We start from the raw sequence: 23048 nt of genomic DNA, 5'->3' as shown, positions 1-23048 counted from the left end.
CACCAAAAGCCGGCACTGCGACTCGCCAACCCCTGGCCGGCGCACCAGCACGGTTCAGCATTCGATGGCGCTGACCGCCAGGCCGCCACGCGAGGTTTCCTTGTACTTGTCGTGCATGTCGGCGCCGGTGTCGCGCATGGTGCGGATCACCCGGTCCAGCGAGATGTGGTGCTCGCCGTCGCCGCGCAGGGCCATCTGCGCCGCGTTGATCGCCTTCACCGCGGCGATCGCGTTGCGCTCGATGCACGGCACCTGCACCAGGCCGCCGACCGGGTCGCAGGTCAGCCCCAGGTTGTGTTCCAGGCCGATCTCGGCGGCGTTCTCCAGCTGCTCGGGGCTGGCGCCGAGCACTTCGGCCAAACCCGCCGCGGCCATGGCGCAGGCCGAGCCGACCTCGCCCTGGCAGCCGACTTCGGCGCCGGAGATCGAGGCGTTCTTCTTGCACAGGATGCCCACCGCGGCGGCGGCCAGCAGGAAGTCGACCACGTCGGCGTCGCTGGCATCCGGATTGAAGCGCATGTAGTAGTGCAGCACCGCCGGGATGATCCCCGCCGCGCCGTTGGTCGGCGCGGTGACCATGCGCCCGCCGGCGGCGTTTTCCTCGTTGACCGCCAGGGCGTAGAGGTTGACCCATTCCATGGCGCTCATGGTGCTGCCGATCACGTTGGGCTTGCCCAGCTCCTGCAGGCTGCGGTGCAGCTTGGCCGCGCGCCGGCGCACATTCAGCCCGCCGGGGAGGATGCCCTCCTCGCGCAGGCCGTTGGCCACGCAGTCCTGCATGGCCTGCCACAGCCCGAGCAGGCCGGCGCGGATCTCGGCCTCGCTGCGCCAGGCCTTTTCGTTGGCCAGCATCAGCTGCGACACGCGCAGGCCGTGCTGGCGGCACAGGCGCAGCAGCTCGGCGCCGCTGGAGAAATCGTAGGGCAGCGCGGTGTGGTCCTGGTCCAGCGCGCCGGTGGCGGCCTGCGCGGCATCGACGACGAAACCGCCGCCCACCGAGTAGTAGGTGTCGCTATGCAGCTCGCCGCCCTCGCCCTCGGCCACCAGGGTCATGGCGTTGGGGTGGTAGGGCAGGTTTTCCTCCAGCAGGCGCATGTCGCGCGCCCAGTCGAAGGCGACCGGCAGGCGGCCGTCGAGCAGCAGCTCGCCGCGCTCGAGCAGCGTGGCGATGCGCGGGGCGATCTGCGCCGGGTCGATGCGATCCGGCCACTCGCCCATCAGGCCCATGATCACCGCACGGTCGCTGCCGTGGCCGACGCCGGTGGCCGACAGCGAGCCGTACAGGCGCACTTCGATGCGCCGCACCCGCGCCAGCAGCTGGCGCTCGCGCAGCGCCTCGACGAACAGCGCGGCGGCGCGCATCGGCCCCACGGTGTGGGAGCTGGACGGCCCGATGCCGATCTTGAACAGGTCGAATACGCTGATGGCCACGGCGGCAACCTCGTTGGATTGAGTCGGCGCCCATGATCGGGGTTTCGGCGCCCCGACCACGCCTGACACCGACTCGGGCTTGTCCAAACGCGTCGTCGCCGACGACCGCATGGCTGCGGGAGGGAGAGCGAAGCAGGGCGCCCGATGCCGACGCACGCGCGAGGGAGGTCTGTTTTCGGCATGTCGAGGTCGCATTGCGCCCTCCTCGGCGGCGCGGCTTGCGCTGTACTGGCGTGCACGCCCGCCAGGCCAAGCCGCTCCCCAACCAGGCAAGGACGATCCATGAACAGACTCGCACACTGGCTGCTCGCGCTCACCCTGCTCGGCTCCGGCAGCCTGCACGCCACCGAGGCCGCTCGCTGCGAGCTGGTGCGCCTGCCCGACGTCGGCTGGACCGACATCACCATGACCACCGCGGTGGCCCGCCTGGTGCTCGGCGAACTCGGCTACCGCACCCAGATCAAGCGCCTGTCGCTGCCGGAGACCTACCGCGCCCTCGCCGAAGGCCGGATGGACGTGTTCCTCGGCAACTGGATGCCGGCACAAGCCGAACTGATCCAGGCACACCTGGACAGCGGCCGGATCGAGCTGCTGCACACCAACCTGCCGGCCGTGCGCTACACCCTGGCGGTGCTGGCCCCCGGTTACGAGGCCGGGTTGCAGGATTTCGCCGATATCCACAAGTTCAAGGAGCAGCTCGGCGGGCAGATCTTCGGCATCGAGCCCGGCAACGAGGGCAACGAGATGGTCAAGGCGATGATCCGCGACGACCGCTTCGGCCTGCGCGGCTTCAGCCTGGTGGAGTCCAGCGAGAGCGGCATGCTCAATCACGTCGAACGCGCCCAGCGCCTGGGCAAATGGGCGGTGTTCCTCGGCTGGGAACCGCACCCGATGAACGAGCGCCTGCGCATGCACTACCTGGCCGGCGGCGACGAGTATTTCGGCCCCGACTTCGGCGCGGCGCAGGTCAATACCGTGGCGCGCGGCGGCTTCAGCGCCGAATGCCCGAACCTGACGCGGCTGCTGCGCAACATGACCTTCACCATCGCCGCGGAGAACCAGCTGATGAGCGCGGTGCTGGAAGGCAACACCAACCGCCGCCGGGTGGCCAAGGCCTGGATCGAGAACAACCCGCAGACCATCGCCGCCTGGCTCGCGGGCGTGACCCACCAGCGCGGCACGCCCAGCGGCGGCCTCTTCGGCCTGCCGCCGGGGCACTGAAGCGCCCGACTCGCCGAGCGCGGCGCAGCAGCCGTTGGCCGCTCGTGCGGCAAGGCCGCTTGGCCCAGGCAACGCTCCGATCGCCTCGTCCATTGCCCTCGCGGCGTTTTTTTCGATGGCGCCGCAGCCCCCGCGATACGCCGCCTGACGCCTTCTCGCCGGGCAGCGAATCAGGCCCGGCGCGGCCTGCAGCCTTGGCCAAGGGCTAAAAAAGTCTGTTAAGGTTTTTTAAGGCTGCAGCTTGCAGTCAACGGCCACAGGCGCAGCGAACCGGCGGCGAATGCACGACAACCGGCGGCGGACGACGGCATGTCGTGGCGCAACACGTCAGAGTCGCAAATCGACAATTGCCGGGCCTCCAAGGCTATATCGTTGAGTCAGCCGATAACGTCGCTGCCGCCACTGCCCAGCAGGGCGGCAGACCAGAGCCCACACCTCTGGACCGAAGAACAGACAGCGCCGGTGCCCTCCCGACGGGCGCCGGACCAACAAGAAATTTCGGATGCACGCATGCGCCAGGACGGCGTATGAACCCCCAAGGGACTGGGTTTCGAAACACTGCCAGAGGGTTTGGAAAGCGGTTTGCAACACGGCAAGGCATGGGACACTCATCTGCACGATCGGGCAACGCACTGGGCGCACCGCGTCCATCCTGCGTGCGCTGCGGCGTGCCCGAGCGCCCCTGCCGCATCCCGGCGCAACTCGCTCGCCAACCCCCCGACATTCAGCACACACCCACACAGGCATCGGAAGTCTGACGCACCTGACGAACGCCCCGACGGCGCGCGCCAGCTTGTGCCAGTCTGAACAGGATGCCGATTGAAGGGGAAACGTCCCATGCAGTCTGGAAAGATCGTGGTCGAGCACCTGTACAAGGTCTTCGGCCCCAACCCACAAGAAGCCATCGAGCTGCTCAAGGAAGGTTGGAGCAAGGAGAAAATCCTCGCCGAGAAAGGCGCGGTGATCGGCGTCAGCGATGTCTCGTTCAGCGTCGAGGAGGGCGAGATCTTCGTCCTCATGGGCCTGTCCGGCTCCGGCAAGTCCACCCTGATCCGCCTGATCAACCGCCTGGTCGAACCCAGCGGCGGCGACGTCTACATCGACGGGCAGAACGTCGCCAAGCTGCCGCAGTCGCAGCTGATCGACCTGCGCCGGCGCGACATGAGCATGGTCTTCCAGTCCTTCGCCCTGATGCCCTCGCGCAGCGTGCTGGACAACGCCGCGTTCGGCCTGGAAGTGGCCGGCGTCGGCCGCAAGGAACGCGAGCAGCGCGCCATGAACGTGCTCAAGCAGGTCGGCCTCGACACCTTCGCCCACAAGTACCCGCACGAGCTGTCCGGCGGCATGCAGCAGCGCGTCGGCCTGGCCCGCGCGCTGGCGGTGAACCCCTCGATGATCATCATGGACGAGGCCTTCTCCGCCCTCGACCCGCTCAAGCGCCGCGAGATGCAGGACGTGCTGCTGGAGCTGCAGAAGACCCACCGACGCACCATCATCTTCGTCTCCCACGACATCGAGGAAGCCATGCGCATCGGTAGCCGCATCGGCATCATGGAGGGCGGCAAGCTGATCCAGGTCGGCACCCCGCAGGAGCTGATCGACAAGCCGGCCAACGACTACGTGCGCAACTTCTTCGACACCGTCGACACCAGCCGCTACCTCACCGCCGGCCAGCTCAAGGCCGACAGCGTGCCGCTCTACGTGCATAACGGCCGCGCCCCGGACGCGGCGAAGATCTGCAAGGAGCTGCAGGCGCTGGACAAGCACTACGCCTTTATCGTCGACGAGCAGCACAATTTCTGCGGTTCCATCAGCCTGGAGAAGATCGCCCTGATGGTCGACGGCGACACGCCGCGGCCGCTGGAGACCACGGCCCTCAAGCAGGTGGTGCCGGTGCCGGAAAGCATGCCGCTGGACAAGGTCATCGACCGCCTGGTGGACAACGAAGGGCCGATCCCGGTGGTCGACGCCGAGGGCCATTACTGCGGCGCCATCAGCAAGGGCCGGCTGTTGACCCGCCTGCAGGGGGAATCCCATGAGTGAGAAGAAACTCGACCTGGGCAGCTGGGTCAACGACGTCGTCCAGCACCTGCTGGACAACTACAGCGGCGCCTTCGACAGCGTCGGCAGCCTGGTCAGCGGCTTCTCCGAAGGCATCGAGCAGCTGCTGATGCTGCCGCCGGCCTGGCTGCTCATCGCCATCTTCGTCGGCCTCGGCCTGTGGCGCATCGGCGCGCGCTTCGCCGCCTTCACCGCGGTGTCGTTCATCCTCATCGTCATGACCGGCTTCTGGGAACAGACCGTGGTGACCCTCGGCCTGACCTTCTCCGCCACCCTGATCAGCCTGCTGCTGGGCATCCCGCTGGGCATCTGGGCGGCCAGGAGCGAGCGGGTGGCGCTGGTGATCCGGCCGATCCTCGACTTCATGCAGACCATGCCGGCGTTCGTCTACCTGATCCCGGCGGCCATGCTGTTCGGCCTCGGCCGCGTGCCGGGGATCATCGCCACGGTGATCTTCGCCATGCCGCCGGCGGTGCGCCTGACCAGCCTGGGGATTCGCCAGGTTAACAAGGAAATCATCGAGGCCGGCCAGTCGTTCGGCTGCAACGGCCGCCAGCTGCTGTTCAAGGTGCAACTGCCCAACGCCATGCCGTCGATCATGGCCGGGGTCAACCAGACCATCATGATGGCGCTGTCGATGGTGATCATCGCCTCCATGGTCGGCGCCGGTGGCCTGGGCAACGACGTGCTGGCGAGCATCCAGCGTCTCGACATCGGTCTAGGCTTCGAGAGCGGCATGGCCGTGGTGCTGCTGGCGATCATCCTCGACCGCATCACCGAGAGCTTCGGCACCAAGCAGACCGCCCGCGGCGGCATCTTTGCCTGGTTCAGCGGCAAGCTGCAGCGCCAGTAAACGTCTTTTCACCTCACAGGGAACCGCAGATGAACACGATCAAGACCACCGCCGCCCTCGCCCTGCTGACCTGCGCCCTGGCGCAGGGCGCCTGGGCCGCCGAGCCGGAAAGCTGCAAGCAGGTGCGTTTCGCCGAAATCGGCTGGGCCGACATCGCCGCCACCACCGGCGTGGCCATGACCCTGGTCGAAGGCCTGGGCTACCAGCCGCGCAAGATCATGGCCTCGGTGCCGATCGCCTTCACCGGGGTGAAGAACGGCCAGGTCGACGTGTTCCTCGGCTACTGGGCGCCGTCGATGGACGCGGTGATCGAGCCCTTCCGCAAGGACGGCGGGGTCAAGGTGCTGGAAAAACCCAACCTCGAAGGCGCCAAGTACACCCTGGCGGTGCCGACCTACGCCGCCGAGGCGGGGCTGAAAAGCTTCCAGGACATCGCCAAGTTCAAGGACCAGCTCGGCGGCAAGATTTACGGCATCGAGCCGGGTAACGACGGCAACCTGCTGATCGACGGCATGATCAAGGGCGACCAGTTCGGCCTCGGCGGCTTCCGCATGGTCGAGTCCAGCGAGGCCGGCATGCTGGTGCAGGTGTCGCGGGCGATCAAGAAGCAGGAGCCGGTGGTATTCCTCGGCTGGGCACCGCACCCGATGAACACCCAGTTCGACATCACCTACCTGGCCGGCGGCGACGAGGTGTTCGGCCCCGACTACGGCGCGGCCAAGGTTTACACCGTGGTGCCGCCGGACTACGAAGCGCGCTGCGCCAACGTCGGCAAGCTGCTCAACAACCTGCAGTTCAGCGTCGAGATCGAAAGCCAGCTGATGGAAAAGGTGCTGGAGAAGGAAAACCCGCAGGACGTCGCCAAGGCCTGGATCAAGGCCAACCCGGCGATCCTCGACCAGTGGCTGAGCGGCGTGACCACCTTCGACGGCCAGGACGGCGCGGCCGCGGTGAAGAAACACGTCGGCCTCTGACGCCACCCCGTATTCGGGCCCGGACGCGCATCCTCCGGGCCTGGAAACCTCCTCATCGATGCACGCGCGGTCGCGGCCAGACCGCGATGGGGAGGGCTTTGCCCGCGAACCGGCGGCCAGCAGCGACGGCCGGCGCGCCAGGCCCGCAATCAGAACGAGCCAGTCAACACCTTTGCAACTGCCACTCAACTGACGGAGCACCAAGATATGCGCGTACTCAAGCAACTCTGCCTCGGCGCGGCCGCCCTGGCGCTCGGCCTGGGCAGCGCCCTCGCCGCCGACAAACCCACCCTGAAGATCGGCTACGTCAACGGCTGGGACGACAGCGTCGCCGCCACCCATGTCGCCGGCGAGATTCTGCAGAGCAAGCTCGGCTACCCGGTGGAACTCAAGCCGGTCGAACCCGCCATCATGTGGCAGGGCGTGGCTCGCGGCGACCTCGACGCCACCCTCTCGGCCTGGCTGCCGGCCACCCACGGCGAGTACTACGCCAAGCTCAAGGACAAGGTGGTGGTGCTCGGCGCCAACTACCAGGGCGCCAAGATCGGCCTGATCGTGCCCGACTACGTCGAGGCCAAGACCATCGCCGACCTGGAGAAGTACGCCAAGGACTTCGACGGCAAGATCACCGGCATCGACGCCGGCGCCGGCGTGATGCGCCGCACCGAAGACGCCATCAAGCAGTACGAACTGACCAGCATCAAGCTGATGCCCAGCTCCGGCCCGGCCATGGCCACCGCCCTGACCCGTGCCGAGAAGGCGGGCAAGCCCATAGTGGTGACCGGCTGGATTCCGCACTGGATGTTCGCCAAGTGGAAACTGCGCTTCCTCGAAGACCCGAAGAAGGTCTACGGCGACGACGAGCACGTCGACACCGTGGTCAACCCGGGCCTCGAGGCCAAGGCCGCCGACGCCACCGCCTTCCTCAAGAAGTTCTCCTGGAGCGGCGAAGAAGTCGGCGCGGTGATGCTGGCCATCCGCGACGGCGCCAAGCCGGAACAGGCCGCCAAGGACTGGATCGCCGCCAACCCCGAGCGCGTCGCGGGCTGGTTGCAATAAGACCCGACTGGCGTGAACACGAAGCGGGCTCAGGCCCGCTTCGTCGTTTCTGGCGATGCGGCCTCGGGGGGCGTCGCGCGCGCCACGACACCGGCCAGGCGTCGGCGTTATCATCGCGCGCCCCAGGACTGCACCCGGCCTTCACGATGCAGCACCAGCGCCGATTACCACCGCGGCCGCCGCGCAACACCTTCGAACGCCGGGTACAGGTCATTGCCGGCAGCCCCGAGGGCTACAAGCTGCTGCTGTTACCTTACCTTCCCGCCTGGCTTGCACCGGCGACCTGGAACCTGTGGGGCAACCTTGGCGGCACCCTCCTCATCATCGGCGTCTGCGTGGCGGCCGTGCTGGTGTCCATTCATTGCAACGAGCGCGTGCTGGCCGCGCTGAGTCACGGCCAGGACGGCCGCAGCGTGACGGCCTTGTTCACCCGCCACCTCTTGCTCGGTACCGCGCTGAGCACGGCCCTCTTCCTGGCAAATGTCCTGTTCCAATAACCTGGCCAGCAGGGACAGCGGCGCCATGCCCGGGCCCCGCATTGATTGATCGAACGATCAAAATCCGCCTAGACTCCGGCCCTACTTCCCCCGCTGGAGAGACCCATGCCCAAGGTCGGCATGCAGCCCATCCGTCGTTCGCAACTGATCGCCGCCACCCTGGAGGCCGTCGACCAGGTCGGCATGGCCGATGCCAGCATCGCCTATATCGCCCGTCTGGCCGGGGTGTCCAACGGCATCATCAGTCACTACTTCAACGACAAGAACGGCCTGCTCGAAGCGACCATGCGCCACCTGATGCAGGCGCTCAGCGAGGCGGTGGGCGAACGCCGCCGGGCGCTGCGCGAGGACGGTCCGCGCGCTCACCTGAAGGCGATGATCGACGGCAACTTCGACGACAGCCAGGTCAGCGGCCCGGCGATGAAGACCTGGCTGGCGTTCTGGGCCAGCAGCATGCACCAGCCGGCGCTGCGCCGCCTGCAGCGGGTCAACGACCACCGCCTGTATTCCAACCTGTGCGGCCAGTTCCGCCGCGTGCTGCCGGCCGACGAGGCGCGCGCCGCCGCGCGCGGGCTCGCCGCCCTGATCGACGGCCTGTGGCTGCGCGGCGCGCTGTCCGGCAAAGCCTTCGACACCGAGCAGGCGCGCCGTATCGCCTACGACTACCTCGATCTGCAACTGGGCAAGGCCTGCTAGGCGGTCGCGGGGCCACCAGGCTGCGCGCACCGCCTGCAAAGCCGGTCGCCGACTCGAATCAGCGCCGCTGCAATGCCGCTAAGGCAGGCGGCTGCAGGGTTTATCAAATCCCCCCGAGATCGCGCGGTGCGCATGACGCACCCGACTGCCTGCATGTCGCGATTAGCTGCGCGCTGTCGTTTTTATTGATTGATCGTTCAATCTAAATAAAATAGGCTGTTTTCTAGCCAATTCATTCGCGCCCAGAGGACAGCCCATGCCCCGCTTCGACCAGCAGCAGCTCTATATCGGTGGCCGTTACGTCGCCGCCAGCAGTGGCCAGACCTTCGACAGCATCAACCCGGCCACCGGCGAGGTGCTCGCCACCCTGCAGCGCGCCAGCCAGGCCGATGTCGAGCGTGCGGTGGCCAGCGCCAAGCAGGGGCAGAAGGTCTGGGCGGCGATGACCGCCATGCAGCGCTCGCGCATCCTGCGCAAGGCGGTGGACATACTGCGCGCGCGCAACGACGAGCTGGCCGAGCTGGAGACCCTGGACACCGGCAAGCCGCTTTCCGAAACCCGCAACGTCGACATCGTCACCGGCGCCGACGTGCTGGAGTACTACGCCGGGCTGATCCCGGCCATCGAGGGCGAGCAGATCCCGCTACGCGAATCCTCCTTCGTCTACACCCGCCGCGAGCCGCTGGGCGTGGTCGCCGGCATCGGCGCCTGGAACTACCCGATCCAGATCGCCCTGTGGAAATCCGCGCCGGCCCTGGCCGCCGGCAACGCGATGATCTTCAAGCCCAGCGAAGTCACCTCGCTGACCGCGCTGAAGCTGGCCGAGATCTACACCGAGGCCGGCCTGCCCGACGGCGTGTTCAACGTGCTCACCGGCAGCGGCCGCGAGCTCGGCCAGTGGCTGACCGAGCACCCCGGCATCGAGAAGATTTCCTTCACCGGCGGCACCAGCACCGGCAAGAAGGTGATGGCCAGCGCCTCCAGCTCCACCCTCAAGGAAGTGACCATGGAGCTGGGCGGCAAGTCGCCGCTGATCGTGTTCGAGGACGCCGATCTGGACCGCGCCGCCGACATCGCGGTGATGGCCAACTTCTACAGCTCCGGCCAGGTCTGCACCAACGGCACCCGGGTGTTCGTGCCGCGCATGCTGCAGGCGCGCTTCGAGGCCAAGGTGCTCGAGCGGGTCAAGCGCATCCGCCTGGGCAGCCCGCTGGATGAGGCCACCAACTTCGGCCCGCTGGTCAGCGCGGCGCATATGGACAGCGTGCTCGGCTACATCGAGAAGGGCCGCGCCGAGGGCGCGCGCCTGCTGATCGGCGGCGCGCGCGTCACCGATGGCAACTACGCCAAGGGCGCTTACGTGGCGCCGACTGTGTTCACCGACTGCACGGATGCCATGACCATAGTGCGCGAGGAAATCTTCGGCCCGGTGATGAGCATCCTCATCTACGACAGCGAAGAGGAAGCGATCCGCCGCGCCAACGACACCGACTACGGCCTGGCCGCCGGCGTGGTGACCCGCGACCTCAATCGCGCGCACCGGGTCATCCACCAGCTGGAAGCCGGCATCTGCTGGATCAACACCTGGGGCGAGTCGCCGGCGGAGATGCCGGTGGGCGGCTACAAGCAGTCCGGCGTCGGCCGCGAGAACGGCCTGACCACCCTCGGCCACTACACCCGGATCAAGTCGGTGCAGGTGGAACTGGGCGGCTACGCCTCGGTGTTCTGAATAGCCGCCCCTAGGGTGGGTTAGCGGCGCGAACCGCAACGCCTGCGCTCCACAGGCAGTGAGCGCCGCGTAACCCACCAGTTCGCCAATCCGATCAACCCGGTGGGTTACGGCGCACCGACATCGGATGCAGACCAAGCCCGGTCTTGCGCCTAACCCATCCTAGGGGCTACGCAGACCCGTCATACAGGTGACGCCCATGTCGCAAGAATTCGACTACATCATCATCGGCGCCGGCTCGGCCGGTAACGTGCTGGCCACCCGCCTGAGCGAGGACGCAGACGTCAGCGTGCTGCTGCTGGAAGCCGGCGGCCCCGACTACCGCCTCGACTTTCGCACCCAGATGCCCGCCGCCCTGGCCTTCCCGCTGCAGGGCCGGCGCTACAACTGGGCCTACGAGACCGAGCCGGAGCCCTTCATGAACAACCGGCGCATGGAATGCGGGCGCGGCAAGGGCCTGGGCGGCTCCTCGCTGATCAACGGCATGTGTTACATCCGCGGCAACGCCCTGGACTTCGACAACTGGGCCAAGCTGCCGGGCCTGGAAGACTGGACCTACCTGGACTGCCTGCCCTATTTCCGCAAGGCGGAAACCCGCGACATCGGCGCCAACGACTACCACGGCGGCGACGGCCCGGTGTCGGTGACCACGCCCAAGGCCGGCAACAACCCGCTGTTCCATGCCATGGTCGAGGCCGGCGTGCAGGCCGGCTACCCGCGTACCGACGACCTCAACGGCTACCAGCAGGAAGGCTTCGGCCCCATGGACCGCACCGTCACCGCGCAGGGCCGCCGCTCCAGTACCGCCCGCGGCTACCTCGACCAGGCCCGCGGCCGGCCCAACCTGCGCATCGTCACCCACGCCCTGACCGACCGCATCCTGTTCGACGGCAAGCGCGCCAGCGGCGTCGCCTACCTGCACGGCGAGGGCGACACGCCGGTGATCGTCCGCGCCCGCCGCGAGGTGCTGCTGTGCTCCGGCGCCATCGCCTCGCCGCAGATCCTGCAGCGCTCCGGGGTCGGCCCCGCCGCCCTGCTGCGCGAACTGGACATCCCCCTGGTGCACGAGCTGCCCGGCGTCGGCCAGAACCTGCAGGACCACCTGGAGATGTACCTGCAGTACGCCTGCAAGGAGCCGGTGTCGATCTACCCGGCGCTGAAGTGGTGGAACCAGCCGGCCATCGGCACCCACTGGCTGCTGCGCGGCAAGGGCCTGGGCGCCAGCAACCAGTTCGAGGCCGGCGGTTTCATCCGCACCCGTCCGGAATTCGCCTGGCCCAACATCCAGTTCCACTTCCTGCCGGTGGCGATCAACTACAACGGCAGCAACGCGGTGAAGGAACACGGCTTCCAGGCCCACGTCGGCTCCATGCGCTCGCCCAGCCGCGGCCGCGTGCAGCTCAAATCCAGGGACCCGCGCCAGCACCCGAGCATCCTGTTCAACTACATGAGCCATGAACAGGACTGGCAGGAGTTCCGCGACGCCATCCGCATCACCCGCGAGATAATGGCCCAGCCGGCGCTGGATGCCTTCCGCGGGCGCGAGATCAGCCCCGGCCCGGACTGCCAGAGCGACGCCGAACTGGACGCCTTTGTCCGCGAACATGCCGAGACCGCCTTCCATCCCTCGTGCTCGTGCAAGATGGGCGAGGACGCCATGGCGGTGGTCGACGGCCAGGGCCGGGTGCACGGCGTGCAGGGCCTGCGGGTGGTGGACGCGTCGATCATGCCGGAGATCATCACCGGCAACCTCAACGCCACCACCATCATGCTCGCCGAGAAGATCGCCGACCGGATTCGCGGCCGCGCGCCGCTGCCGCGCAGCACCGCCAGGTACTTCGTCGCCGGCGACACGCCGGTACGCGGCCAGCCGCAGCGGCCGGTGTCGGCGGCCTGACGGCGCGCCAGCGGCCGCTACTGCGGCAGCTCCTGGCGAATCATCCAGTGGCCCTCGGGCGGCATCAGCCGGCCGATGTCGAAACGCGCCAGGCTCGCGCGGTCGAGCATCTCGATGCGCGGGCCGACCCGCGCCGGCAGCGCCTCGCCCTGCAGGCCGCGCACCGCCAGGTCGAGGGCGATGCGCGCCTGGATCACCGGCGAATCGGTCGGCGCCGCCAGCATCTGCCCCTCGCCGATCTGCTCCAGCACCCGCTCGGTGGCATAGAAGGCCAGCACCTCGGCGCGCACGCCGAGGTTGTGCACCAGCTGCGCGGCGAACGCCGCCGCCTCGGCGTTGCCGATCAGGTAATCGAGGTCGGGGTTGGCCTTGAGCAGCGCCCGTACCAGCTGCGCCTGGCTGCTGCGGTCCACCGGGCCGTAACCGCCGTGCACCAGGGTCGCCGCGCTGCCGACCAGGGCGGCCTGCAGGCCGCGCTCGGCATCCTGCACCCAGCCGGCGTCGGCCGGGCCCGGTAACCAGCCGATGCGCAGCGGCCGGCCGCCGCCGTGCTGCACCGCGTAGGCCAGGGTGGCCGCGGCCATGTCGGCGAAATCCACCCGCGAGCGCGCGCTGAGGTCGGTGCAGTCGAGGCGATTGACCAGGTCGATCACCGGCCGCCCGGCGGCGCGCTGCTCGGTCACCGCCGGGCACAGGTCGAGGGTATTGATGCTGGCCAGCAGGAACGCCTCGGCGCCCAGCGCCACGCAATGCTCGAACTGCTCCAGCTGCACCGGCCCGTGCTCGTAGCCGCCGGCCTCGTAGATGCCCAGCTGCACGCCGAGACGCCGCGCCTCCTGGTCCAGGCCCCAGGCCACGCCCCACCAGTAGCGATCCTTGCCGTGCGGCAACAGGGCGCAGATGCGCCACGGCCTCTCGGCTTTCGCCAGCGCCCGGTACTCGCGCGCCTGGCCGTCGACCTGTACCGGATAGGGAAACCAGGGCGCCGCCAGCAGGGCGGGAGCGACCAGAGCGAGCCATAACAGAACCCAGCGCATGCCGCCGTCCTTACCCCGAGCCGGGGAGCCTTGTTTAGCGACAAGCCTAGCAGCGCCCTGGCCGGATGCGCCGCCAGGCTCTACAGTGCCGGCTGCCACCTGCGAGGAGCCCATGACCGACCCCGCCCCGCTCGACCCACGCACCGCCCGCCTGTTGCCCTGGATAGTCGCCATCGCCTTCTTCATGCAGACGCTGGACGGCACCATCCTCAACACCGCGCTGCCGGCCATGGCCGCCGACCTGGCCGAAGACCCGCTGCGCATGCAGTCGGTGGTGATCGCCTACATGCTCACCGTGGCCCTGCTGATCCCCGCCTCGGGCTGGATCGCCGACCGCTTCGGCACGCGGCGCATCTTCTTCGGCGCCATCGCCCTGTTCAGCCTCGGTTCGCTGCTGTGCGCCCTGTCCACCTCCCTGCCCATGCTGGTCGGCGCACGCATCGTGCAGGGCCTCGGCGGCGCGCTGATGATGCCGGTCGGGCGCCTGGTGGTGCTGCGCGCCTACCCGCGCTCGGAGCTGGTGCGGATCATGAGCTTCGTCACCCTGCCCGGCCTGCTCGGCCCGCTGCTCGGCCCGAGCCTGGGCGGCTGGCTGGTGGAGGTGGCCAGCTGGCACTGGATCTTCCTGATCAACCTGCCGGTCGGCCTGCTCGGCTGCTGGGCGGCGCTGCGGCATATGCCGGACCTGCGCGGGCCGAGCCGGAGCCGCTTCGATACGCCGGGCTTTGTGCTGTTCGGCGCCGCCATGCTGCTGATCACCGTGGCCCTGGAAGGCCTGGGCGAGCTGCACCTGCCGACCATGCGGGTGATGCTCCTGCTGCTCGGCGGCCTGGCCTGCCTGGCCGCCTACTGGCTGCGCGCCGGGCGCATCGAGCAGCCGCTGTTCGCCCCCGGCCTGTTTCGTACCCGCGGCTTCGCCGTGGGCATCATCGGCAACCTGTTCGCCCGCCTCGGCAGCGGCGCCCTGCCCTTTCTCACCCCGCTGCTGCTGCAACTGGCGATGGGCTACTCGCCGGCGCAGGCCGGCATGAGCCTGATCCCCCTGGCGCTGGCGGCGATGGCGGTCAAACCCCTGGCCAAGCCGCTGATCGAGCGCCTCGGCTACCGCCGCATCCTCACCGGCAACACCCTGCTGCTCGGCGTGCTAATCGCCAGCCTGGCCCTGGTCGATGCGGACACCCCGCTGCTGCAGCTGATCGTCCAGCTGGGCCTGATCGGCGCGGTCAACTCGCTGCAGTTCACCGCGATGAACACCGTCACCCTGATCGACCTGGACAACCGCGACGCCAGCAGCGGCAACAGCCTGCTGTCGGTGGTGGTGCAGCTGGCCATGGGCCTGGGGGTGGCGGCTTCGGCGGCGCTGCTCGGCGGCTTCAGCCGCGAATTCGGCGGCGAGGGCCAGCTGCTGCAGGCGTTCCAGGCCACCTACCTGTGCGTCGGCCTGCTGTCGATGCTGGCCGCGGCGATCTTCCTCCAGCTCGACCCGGCCGACGGCCGCCGCGCGCGGCGCCTCGAGGTGTCAGCGGAAGACTAGGCCGGCCTGCTACACTGCCGGCCTGTTTCGCCAGCCCCGAGCCCTTGCCGTGACCGCCACCGCCTTCGCCAGTCTGCCCCTGTCCGCCGCCATGCAGGCCAACCTCGCCGCCATCGGCTATGCCGAGATGACGCCGATCCAGGCCGCCAGCCTGCCGCTGATCCTCAAGGGCCGCGACCTGATCGCCCAGGCCAAGACCGGCAGCGGCAAGACCGCGGCCTTCGCCCTCGGCCTGCTGCACCCGCTCAACCCGCGCTACTTCGGCTGCCAGGCGCTGGTGCTGTGCCCCACGCGCGAGCTGGCCGACCAGGTGGCCAAGGAAATCCGCCGCCTGGCCCGCGCCGCCGACAACGTCAAGGTGCTGACCCTCTGTGGCGGCGTGCCCTTCGGCCCGCAGATCGGCTCGCTGGAGCACGGCGCCCACGTCATAGTCGGCACCCCGGGGCGGGTGCAGGAGCACCTGCGCAAGGGCACGCTGAAGGTCGACGGCCTCAATACCCTGGTGCTCGACGAGGCCGACCGCATGCTCGACATGGGCTTTATCGACAGCATCGCCGAGATCATCGAGCAGACCCCGGCGCGGCGGCAGACCCTGCTGTTCTCCGCCACCTACCCGGCCGGCATCGAGCAGCTCGCCGCGCGCTTTCTGCGCAGCCCGGAGCGGGTCGAAGTCGAGGCCCAGCACGACGACGGGCAGATCGAGCAGCGTTTCTACGAGATCGCCCCGGGCCAGCGCCTGGAAGCGGTGAGCACCCTGCTGCGGCATTTTCGCAAGCAGCCGGCGGTGGCCTTCTGCGCCACCCGCCAGCAGTGCGACGAGCTGGCCGCGCAGCTGGAGGCGGAAAAGATCTCCGCCGCCGCCCTGCACGGTGATCTGGAGCAACGCGAGCGCGACCAGATCCTGGCACTGTTCGCCAATCGCAGCCTCAGCGTGCTGGTGGCCACCGACGTGGCCGCCCGCGGCCTGGACATCGCCGGCCTGGAGCTGGTGATCAACGTCGAGCTGAGCCGCGATGCCGAGGTCCATATCCACCGCATCGGCCGCAGCGGCCGGGCCGGCGAGAAGGGCCTGGCGCTGAGCCTGGTGGCCCCGGCCGAAGCCGGCCGCGCCCAGGCCATCGAGGCGCTGCAGGGCAAGGCGCTGGCCTGGTACCCGCTGCCCGCGGCCAAGGCCGGCGGCGAGCCGCTGCTGCCGCCGATGCACACGCTGTGCATCGGCGCCGGGCGCAAGGACAAACTGCGCCCCGGCGACATCCTCGGCGCACTGACCGGCGATGCCGGGCTGCCCGGCAGCCAGGTCGGCAAGATCGCCCTGTTCGACTACCAGGCCTTCGTCGCGGTCGAGCGCGACGTGGCCAGACAGGCCCTCAAACGCCTCACCGAAGGCAAGATCAAGGGGCGCACGTTACGCGTACGCCTGCTCTAGCAGGCCCGCCAGGAGAGGAATAGGGATGCGCAATATCCTGGTCATCGAAGACAGTCCGCTGGTGCTGAAGATTCTCGAGCACCTGTTCCGCCAGGAGCCGACGCTGCAGCCGGTGTTCTGCGCCTCGCTGGCCGAGGCCGAGGTGATGCTGGAGACCTCCGCCGGGCTGTTCTTCGCCGCCATCGTCGACCTGCACCTGCCGGATGCGCCCAACGGCGAGAGCGTCGACCTGGTGATGCGCTACCGCCTGCCGTGCATCGTGCTCAGCGGCAGCTACAACGAGCAGCGCCGCGACGAGCTGCTGATGAAGGGCGTGGTCGACTACGTGCTCAAGGAGAGCCAGCACTCCTACGAGTACGCCTTCCGCCTGCTGCACCGCCTGGAGCACAACGCGAAGATCAAGATCCTCATCGCCGAGGACTCCGAGGCCACCCGCCACTACATCCGCCACGTGCTGACCCCGCACCGCTACCAGATCCTCGAGGCCCGCGACGGCGAGGAGACCCTGCGCCTGCTCGCCGAGCAGCCGGACATCGACCTGCTGGTGCTGGACCACGCCATGCCCGGCATCAGCGGCTTCGAGCTGGTCAAGCTGCTGCGGCAGAAGATGAAACGCCATGAGCTGATCATCATCGGCCTGTCCGCCGACGCCAAGGGCTCGCTCAGCGCGCTGTTCATCAAGCACGGCGCCGACGACTTCCTGCGCAAGCCGTTCTGCCCCGAGGAACTCAACTGCCGGGTGATGTCCACCCTGGAGCGCCGCGACCTGCTGCGCGCGCTGAAGCAGGCGGCGCAGTTCGACGCCCTGACCGGGCTGAACAACCGCCGCGCCTTCTACGAGCAGGGCCTGCAGCTATTGCAGCAGGCGCGCCGCGACGGCCACGAACTGAGCGTGGCGATGCTCGATCTCGATCACTTCAAGCAGATCAACGACGGTTTCGGCCATGCCAGCGGCGACAGCGCCCTGGTGGTGTTCGCCCGCGCCCTGGCCGGCGCCTTCCCCAACGCCCTGCTCGGTCGCCTCGGCGGCGAGGAGTTCGCCCTGGTCAGCGCGCAGCAGGCCGACGACCTGGCGCAGGCCCTCGACCGCCTGCGCCGCCAGTGCGCCGGCCTGCACTACGCCGCCGGCGCGCCGCCGCTGTCGTTCAGCGCCGGCCTCTATCGCGGCGAACCGGACGATCTGGAAAGCCTGCTGCACGAAGCCGACATGCGCCTGTACCGAGCCAAGCAGCAGGGCCGTGCGCGCACGGTGCTGGCCCTATAGCCGGGCAGTACGGCCGAGCGCCCGCAGGTGCTCACGCTCCGCGCTACTGCTCGTCTCGATCAACAGTTGCCGTAGCAGCTCGGCCAGCCGCTGTTTTTCCCCCATGCGCAGCACGGTGCCCTGCAGCAATCCCATGCGTACGGCCGCCAGCTCTTTCATCTGCGCCAGCGCCTGCAGGGCAACGGCAGATTTTTCCAGGCCGGTTTGGGTAGACCCATCGACCTGGGTCAGCCCCACTCGCGCCTCTTCCGAGGCCTGCTGCAAGCTGCGGACGATGTCGCGGATCTGCTCGCTGGCCTCGTTGGCGCGCCGCGCGAGGTGGCGCACTTCGTCGGCGACCACGGCAAAGCCCCGCCCCTGCTCACCCGCCCGCGCGGCCTCGATGGCGGCATTGAGCGCCAACAGGTTGGTCTGCTTGGCGATCTCCTGGATGCTGCCGACAATCGAACCGATACGCTGGGACTGCTCGCTGAGATCGTTGAACATCAGGGTGATGTGGTCCATGTAATCCGCCAGCTCGGTGATCAGGTCCCTGGAGTCCTCGATGCTGCGAATCGACAGCTGGAGGTTTTCCCCTGCCTGGCGGGCCAGAACGTCGGCTTGCTGCATATCGGAGTTGCTCTGGGCGATCGTCTCGCCGAGTTCCAACAACCGCACCAGCAGCGGTTCGAAAGACACCGGAGGCGCCGGCGGCTCGCCTTTCACCTCCGGCTCTGCCGGCATCACGGCGACGGGCACTTCCACGGGCACCCGCACCTCGACGATCTCGGCGGGCAGCAGGTGATAGCGCCAACCGGCCAAGGCACTCAGCAGCACCGCCACGCCGGTTATCCAGGCCTGACCGAGATGAAACCCAACCACGACGAGCACGGCCGCCAGCAACAGCAGCGCCGCGGCAATATTTTTCTGGGGCATGTATTGGCTACCTCGACAATGCCATGAGCCGCGCAGCCGGGACGCGATGGTCGGGGCGGCAGCCAGGACGAAGCGGAGGGCGGCAGGCCGTGCGAGTGATGGTTCTCAACGCACGGCCCGCGCCTTTTTGACGATGGATGGGCAATCAGAACAGCGTCAGGGTGTAGTTGAGGATCAGGCGGTTCTCGTTGACATCGGTTCGGTAGTTGGAACGCGCGGTGACGTTGCGCACGCGCAGGCCAAGGCCCTTGAGGGCACCGCTCTGGATCACGTAGCCGATGTCCAGATCCCGCTCCCAGTCCTTGCCTTCGAAGCCGCGGCCGGTATCGACGTTATCGCCCCTGATGTAGCGCAGAGTGGTGGTCAGGCCCGGAATCCCCAGCGCGGCGAAGTCGTAGTCATGCCGGACCTGCCAGGAGCGCTCGTCGGCCGAGGCGAACTCGAAGGTCGGCACCTCGTTGCCCAGCGGCGAGACGTTGGCGAACACGCGGGGGAAGCCGTGATCGCCGAACATGCCCTGATAGCCGACATAGAAGGTATGGCCACCGCGCTTGGCGGAGAACAACGAGTAGAAGGCGCGGTTGTCCAGCTCGCCGATCAGCTGCTTGCCGTCCTCTTGCGAATCGTAGAAGCCGAGATTGGCCCCCAGCAGCCAGTCGCCCACCGGCTCGAAATGCTTGAGGCCCAGGTAACGCTGCTCGTAGATGTCCTCCAGCTGGGCGTACCAGAGGCCGGCGGTGGTGCGATTGCCGTTGAAGGCATAGTCGGCACCGGCGTAGTTGAAGGCGTCGCTGGAGACCTGACGCTGAGGCTGGAAGCCAATCATGGCCTGCAGCTCGTCGTCGCCCGCCTCGTTGCGCAGGCTGGTGCCGGTGAGGTGGCCGGCCTGCAGGGTCAGCCCGGCGATCTCGCTGGAAGTGAGGCTGGCGCCCTGGTAGCTCGGGGGCAGCAGGCGGATGTCGCTATAGGACAGGACCGGCAGATTGGGCTGCAGCTCGCCTACCTTCAGCTCGGTCTTCGACAGACGCATCTTCGCCGCGACGCCCAGACGGCTGTATTCATCGGCCGCCTCGCCGTCCTCCTGCACCGGCAGCAGGCCGCTGTTGACGCGATCGGGGCTGCTGTCGAGCTTGATGCCGAGGGTGCCGATGGCATCCAGCCCAAAGCCCAGCGGGCCAGGCGTGTAGCCGGACTTGAAATTGAGGATAAAGCCCTGGGCCCATTCTTCGGCCTTGGACTGCTGGTTGGGTCCGACGATGTCGGAGAAATCGCGACTGAAGTAGTAATTGCGCAACTGCAGGGTCGCAGTGGCGTCCTCGACAAAACCGCCTTCCTCTGCCTGCAGTGGCGGCGAAACGACAACCCCCGCACTCACGACCACTACCGCGTACAACTTGTTTTTGCTCATGGCGACCACCTTTATTATTGTTCAACCAGATACGGCGACACGCAAAGTTGCCGCCCAGATTCATCGCGCCCTCCCGGCGCCAGATAAAACTGTCCCACCCCGCCCAACTCGAGCAAGGCAACGCACACTTCGGAAAAACCGCGAAGAAGAAAGTAGCGGCGCGACCAACGACCAGTACGCAACTCGCCAGATTCCACCAATGGCGCCGGCACCGGCGTGCACGAACGCCTTCCAGCAACAAGCAAGGACCCCCTCTATCTCGGCACTTGCCAGCTACCGCAGTGGACTCCCCACAGTCCAAAAACTATATGACCAGCAAATAAACCACCAATAAAAAGAATACCTGCAGCTATTCCATTCATTGATACCCAAAGCGCCAGCAATATCGCTTTCGACAAGTTTCAATAGAATGCTTAACTTCCGCGCAACGCGATATAACCCAAGACGCCATTAATACAGAACCCGGATAATCAATGGATAAATAAAACCAAGCCTCGGCGATCAACTCGCCAACTATCGGCACCTTATAAGGCCGGCATCAGCGAGACCCGATTGGCCTGTAGTTGCGCAGCCAAGGGCATCGCTCGGCAAGGCGGCTGGTTGCTACGCAGGCAACCGCCGTTACCCCTTGTCCTGATAGGCGTCACAGGCCAGATGCAGACACTCCCGGAACAGTTTCGCGGCGGGCCCGAGCTTGCGGCCGTTGGAGTAGAAACAGCCGATGTCGCCGAAACGCAGCGCGACGTTGAGGTCGAACGCGCGCACTCCGCCAGGGCCGGCCACCTGCCGAGTGGTCTCCAGGGGCAGCAGGTCGATGGTCTGCTGGTCCTGCATCAGCGCCACGTTGGTCAGCACCGACAACGACTCGATGACATTGCTCGGCAAGGGCAGATCGGCCTCGGCGAACACTTGGTTGACGGTGCGCCGCAGCAGCGAGCCCGGTGGCGGCAACACCCAGGGATAGGGATGCAGGTCGGCCACGTCCAGCGTCGCGCGCTGATGCAGCGGATGGCCTACCCCGCCGACGATGCACAGCTGTTCGTCGTACAGCACATCGACGCCCAGCGCACGCGCTTCGCCGCTGCCTCGCCAATCGTCCGGCACGCGCCCGACCACCAGATCGACCTCGCCGGCGATCAAGGCCGGGAACAGCTGATCGAACTGGCCGATCTGCACCGACACCAGCACCCGCGGGGCTCGCTCCTTGAGCAGGCGCAGCGCGCGCGGCAGCAACGAGGTGGTGGCGGAAATCAGCGTGCCCACGACCACATGCCCGCTGTTGCCTTCCTGGTAGGCCTCGACCTCGTCGCTCAATGCCCTCAATTCGGCAAGCATCGAGCGCGCCCGCACCAGCACCAGGTCGCCCAGTTCCGTCACGCAGACACCGCGATTGCCGCGGACCAGCAGCGGCGCGGCGAAGTAGGACTCCATCTCGTGGATGACCTTGGTCACCGCGGGCTGGGTCATGTTCAGCACCTCAGCGGCTCGCAACAGCGATCCGCTTTTCACCACCTGGTCGAAGATCACCAGTTGATAGAACTTCAGCTTGCGCGCGACCGAGACCACACTGGTTTTCATCTTCCACCTCTGCGACTACCGGCCCTGGCGAGGTGCCAGGGCCGTGCTTCGGGCATCGGCGCGTGCCGACCTGAGCAAGATAGCTCAGGCCACGCTGCCCTGAGGGACGGCGCGCGCGCCTTGCAGGCTCATCACCAGCAGCGCCAGGCTGGCCACCAGCGCCGGCACGGCGAGCCAGATGAAGAAGCTCTGCAGTCCGCCGGACGCCTCGAACAGCCAGGCGCCCAGAATCGAACCGATGATCGAACCGGTACGGCCCGCGCTCAGCGCCCAACCCACGCCGGTGGCACGGGCATGCGTGGGGTAGAGGGTGGAAGCGAGAATGCTCAGGTTGTTGAGGGCGCCGGTGAGGGTGAAACCGACGGCGAAGACCATCAGCATCAGTTGCATGCTGCTGCCCAGCTGGGTGCCGGTCAGGGCCAGCGCGACGGCCGCTCCCAGACACAGCAGCGGGAGCAGACGCAAGGCGCCGTAGCGGTCCATCAGCAGGGCCATGACGATGCCCCCCAGCACCCCGCCGAACGGGATCATCGCGGCGATGTTGGATGTCTCCTGAACGGCGTAGCCGCTGCTGCGCAGGATGGTGGGCAACCAGCTGGTCAGCAGGTAGAAGACGAACAGGCAGCAGAAGAAGGTCAGCCACAGCAGCAGGGTGCGCAGCGCGCGGCCGTCGGCGAACAGCGTGGTGATCGAGGAGGCCTGCTGACGCGCAGCCGTCTCGCCGACCAGCGTCACCCCCTGCCAATCCTGGCGACCACTGATCTTCGTCAGAATCGTCTGCAAGCGCTTGGCATAAGCAGGCTTGCCGGCCATGAAGCAGGTGGACTCCGGCAGTACCAGGATCAGTATCGGCAGCAGCAGCAAGGGCGCCACGCCACCGCACAGCAACACGCCCTTCCAGCCCACCGCCGGCAACAGCGCGCCGGCCACCCAGCCGCCCAGCGCCAGGCCCAGCGTGAAGCCGGAGTAGCTGAGGGTCACCAGCAGCATGCGACGCCGTGCCGGGGAATACTCCGAGCTCAGGGTGATGGCATTGGGCAGCACGCCGCCCAGCCCGATACCGGTGAGAAAGCGCAGTACGGTAAGCACTTCGATGTTCGGCGCCAGGCTGCAGACCAGCGTGCCTACCGCCACGATGGTGAGACTGGCCAGCAACAACAGCTTGCGGCCGTAACGATCGGCCAACGGGCCGGAACCGACGCTGCCGACCAGCATGCCGAACAGCCCGGCGGCGAAGGCCGGAGCGAGCTGGCTGCGTTCGATGCCCCACTCACGAAGCAGTTCCGGGGCGATGTAGCCGATGGCCGCAGTGTCGAAACCATCGAGCACCACCACCAGAAAACACAACAGCAAGACCCTGATCTGCAGGGCTGACAGCGGGCTGCTGTCGATGATCTCGCTGACCGATTGAAAATTACCGCTCATGGCGCCTCCTATTTTTTTTGTTCGGCAAAGCCAGTTGTGTAGG

General features: G+C 67.5%; 17 protein-coding genes and 1 pseudogene. 12 read left to right on the top strand and 6 right to left on the bottom strand.

Going from position 1 to position 23048, the window contains the following annotated elements; genetic code table 11:
- Positions 1-54: 54 nt before the first annotated feature.
- A complete protein-coding gene (locus tag ACIGFL_RS00775; RefSeq protein WP_397495807.1) occupies positions 55-1431 on the bottom strand; it encodes an L-serine ammonia-lyase in 1377 nt (458 codons plus the stop codon).
- 282 nt (positions 1432-1713) lie between these two features.
- Here ACIGFL_RS00775 and ACIGFL_RS00770 point away from each other — a divergent pair, with 282 nt between their 5' ends.
- The 9 genes from ACIGFL_RS00770 (at position 1714) to betA (ending at position 12418) form a co-directional block, all read left to right on the top strand.
- The gene (locus ACIGFL_RS00770; protein WP_397495806.1) at positions 1714-2652 is read left to right on the top strand and encodes an ABC transporter substrate-binding protein; all 939 of its coding nucleotides are present in this window, start codon (positions 1714-1716) and stop codon (positions 2650-2652) included.
- 837 nt (positions 2653-3489) lie between these two features.
- On the top strand, positions 3490-4695 hold the full coding sequence (locus ACIGFL_RS00765) for a glycine betaine/L-proline ABC transporter ATP-binding protein (protein ID WP_397495805.1): 1206 nt from the start codon (positions 3490-3492) through the stop codon (positions 4693-4695).
- Positions 4688-5566, top strand: a complete 879-nt coding sequence (locus ACIGFL_RS00760; RefSeq protein WP_021443420.1) for a proline/glycine betaine ABC transporter permease — start codon at positions 4688-4690, stop codon at positions 5564-5566. Before ACIGFL_RS00765 ends, ACIGFL_RS00760 begins: the two co-directional genes overlap by 8 nt.
- Positions 5567-5595: 29 nt before the next feature.
- On the top strand, positions 5596-6540 hold the full coding sequence (locus ACIGFL_RS00755; RefSeq protein ID WP_021443419.1) for a choline ABC transporter substrate-binding protein: 945 nt from the start codon (positions 5596-5598) through the stop codon (positions 6538-6540).
- 207 nt (positions 6541-6747) lie between these two features.
- On the top strand, positions 6748-7599 hold the full coding sequence (locus ACIGFL_RS00750; protein WP_021443418.1) for a glycine betaine ABC transporter substrate-binding protein: 852 nt from the start codon (positions 6748-6750) through the stop codon (positions 7597-7599).
- A gap of 146 nt (positions 7600-7745) precedes the next feature.
- A complete protein-coding gene (locus tag ACIGFL_RS00745; RefSeq protein ID WP_397495804.1) occupies positions 7746-8096 on the top strand; it encodes a hypothetical protein in 351 nt (116 codons plus the stop codon).
- 105 nt (positions 8097-8201) lie between these two features.
- Positions 8202-8792, top strand: a complete 591-nt coding sequence (gene betI, locus ACIGFL_RS00740; protein ID WP_122109387.1) for a transcriptional regulator BetI — start codon at positions 8202-8204, stop codon at positions 8790-8792.
- A 256-nt stretch (positions 8793-9048) separates the two neighbouring features.
- Positions 9049-10521: a betaine-aldehyde dehydrogenase gene (gene betB, locus ACIGFL_RS00735; RefSeq protein WP_397495803.1), complete on the top strand. Its 1473-nt coding sequence runs from the start codon at positions 9049-9051 to the stop codon at positions 10519-10521.
- A 199-nt stretch (positions 10522-10720) separates the two neighbouring features.
- On the top strand, positions 10721-12418 hold the full coding sequence (gene betA, locus ACIGFL_RS00730) for a choline dehydrogenase (RefSeq protein ID WP_397495802.1): 1698 nt from the start codon (positions 10721-10723) through the stop codon (positions 12416-12418).
- Positions 12419-12435: 17 nt separating this feature from the next.
- Here the strand turns inward: betA and torT are convergent, their stop codons facing one another.
- Complete coding sequence (gene torT / locus ACIGFL_RS00725) at positions 12436-13455, bottom strand: TMAO reductase system periplasmic protein TorT (protein WP_397495801.1); 1020 nt, start codon at positions 13453-13455, stop codon at positions 12436-12438.
- A 112-nt stretch (positions 13456-13567) separates the two neighbouring features.
- On the opposite strand from torT, the gene mdtD reads away from it, so the two are divergent.
- The 3 genes from mdtD to ACIGFL_RS00710 are packed head-to-tail and all read left to right on the top strand — an operon-like array spanning position 13568 to position 17679.
- On the top strand, positions 13568-14989 hold the full coding sequence (mdtD, locus tag ACIGFL_RS00720) for a multidrug transporter subunit MdtD (RefSeq protein WP_397495800.1): 1422 nt from the start codon (positions 13568-13570) through the stop codon (positions 14987-14989).
- 49 nt (positions 14990-15038) lie between these two features.
- Complete coding sequence (gene dbpA / locus ACIGFL_RS00715; RefSeq protein WP_397495799.1) at positions 15039-16415, top strand: ATP-dependent RNA helicase DbpA; 1377 nt, start codon at positions 15039-15041, stop codon at positions 16413-16415.
- A 25-nt stretch (positions 16416-16440) separates the two neighbouring features.
- Positions 16441-17679, top strand: a complete 1239-nt coding sequence (locus ACIGFL_RS00710) for a diguanylate cyclase domain-containing protein (protein WP_397495798.1) — start codon at positions 16441-16443, stop codon at positions 17677-17679.
- Here the strand turns inward: ACIGFL_RS00710 and ACIGFL_RS00705 are convergent.
- The 4 genes and pseudogenes from ACIGFL_RS00705 to ACIGFL_RS00690 form a co-directional block, all read right to left on the bottom strand.
- Positions 17674-18126, bottom strand: a pseudogene (locus ACIGFL_RS00705) (methyl-accepting chemotaxis protein); the annotation flags it as partial. The gene ACIGFL_RS00710 and the pseudogene ACIGFL_RS00705 sit on opposite strands and share 6 nt — an antisense overlap.
- A gap of 613 nt (positions 18127-18739) precedes the next feature.
- Positions 18740-20002 (bottom strand): OprD family porin, encoded by a 1263-nt coding sequence (locus ACIGFL_RS00700; RefSeq protein WP_397495797.1) that lies wholly within the window; start codon positions 20000-20002, stop codon positions 18740-18742.
- A 621-nt stretch (positions 20003-20623) separates the two neighbouring features.
- The gene (locus tag ACIGFL_RS00695) at positions 20624-21580 is read right to left on the bottom strand and encodes a LysR family transcriptional regulator (RefSeq protein ID WP_397495796.1); all 957 of its coding nucleotides are present in this window, start codon (positions 21578-21580) and stop codon (positions 20624-20626) included.
- Between the two features lie 84 nt (positions 21581-21664).
- Positions 21665-23005: an MFS transporter gene (locus ACIGFL_RS00690; RefSeq protein ID WP_397495795.1), complete on the bottom strand. Its 1341-nt coding sequence runs from the start codon at positions 23003-23005 to the stop codon at positions 21665-21667.
- Positions 23006-23048 lie beyond the last annotated feature (43 nt).

It is taken from the genome of Pseudomonas sp. NPDC077649, assembly GCF_044542855.1.
Lineage (GTDB): Bacteria > Pseudomonadota > Gammaproteobacteria > Pseudomonadales > Pseudomonadaceae > Aquipseudomonas.
Note: the sequence above shows the minus strand (reverse complement) of the source record. Positions and strands in the feature narration are given on the sequence as shown.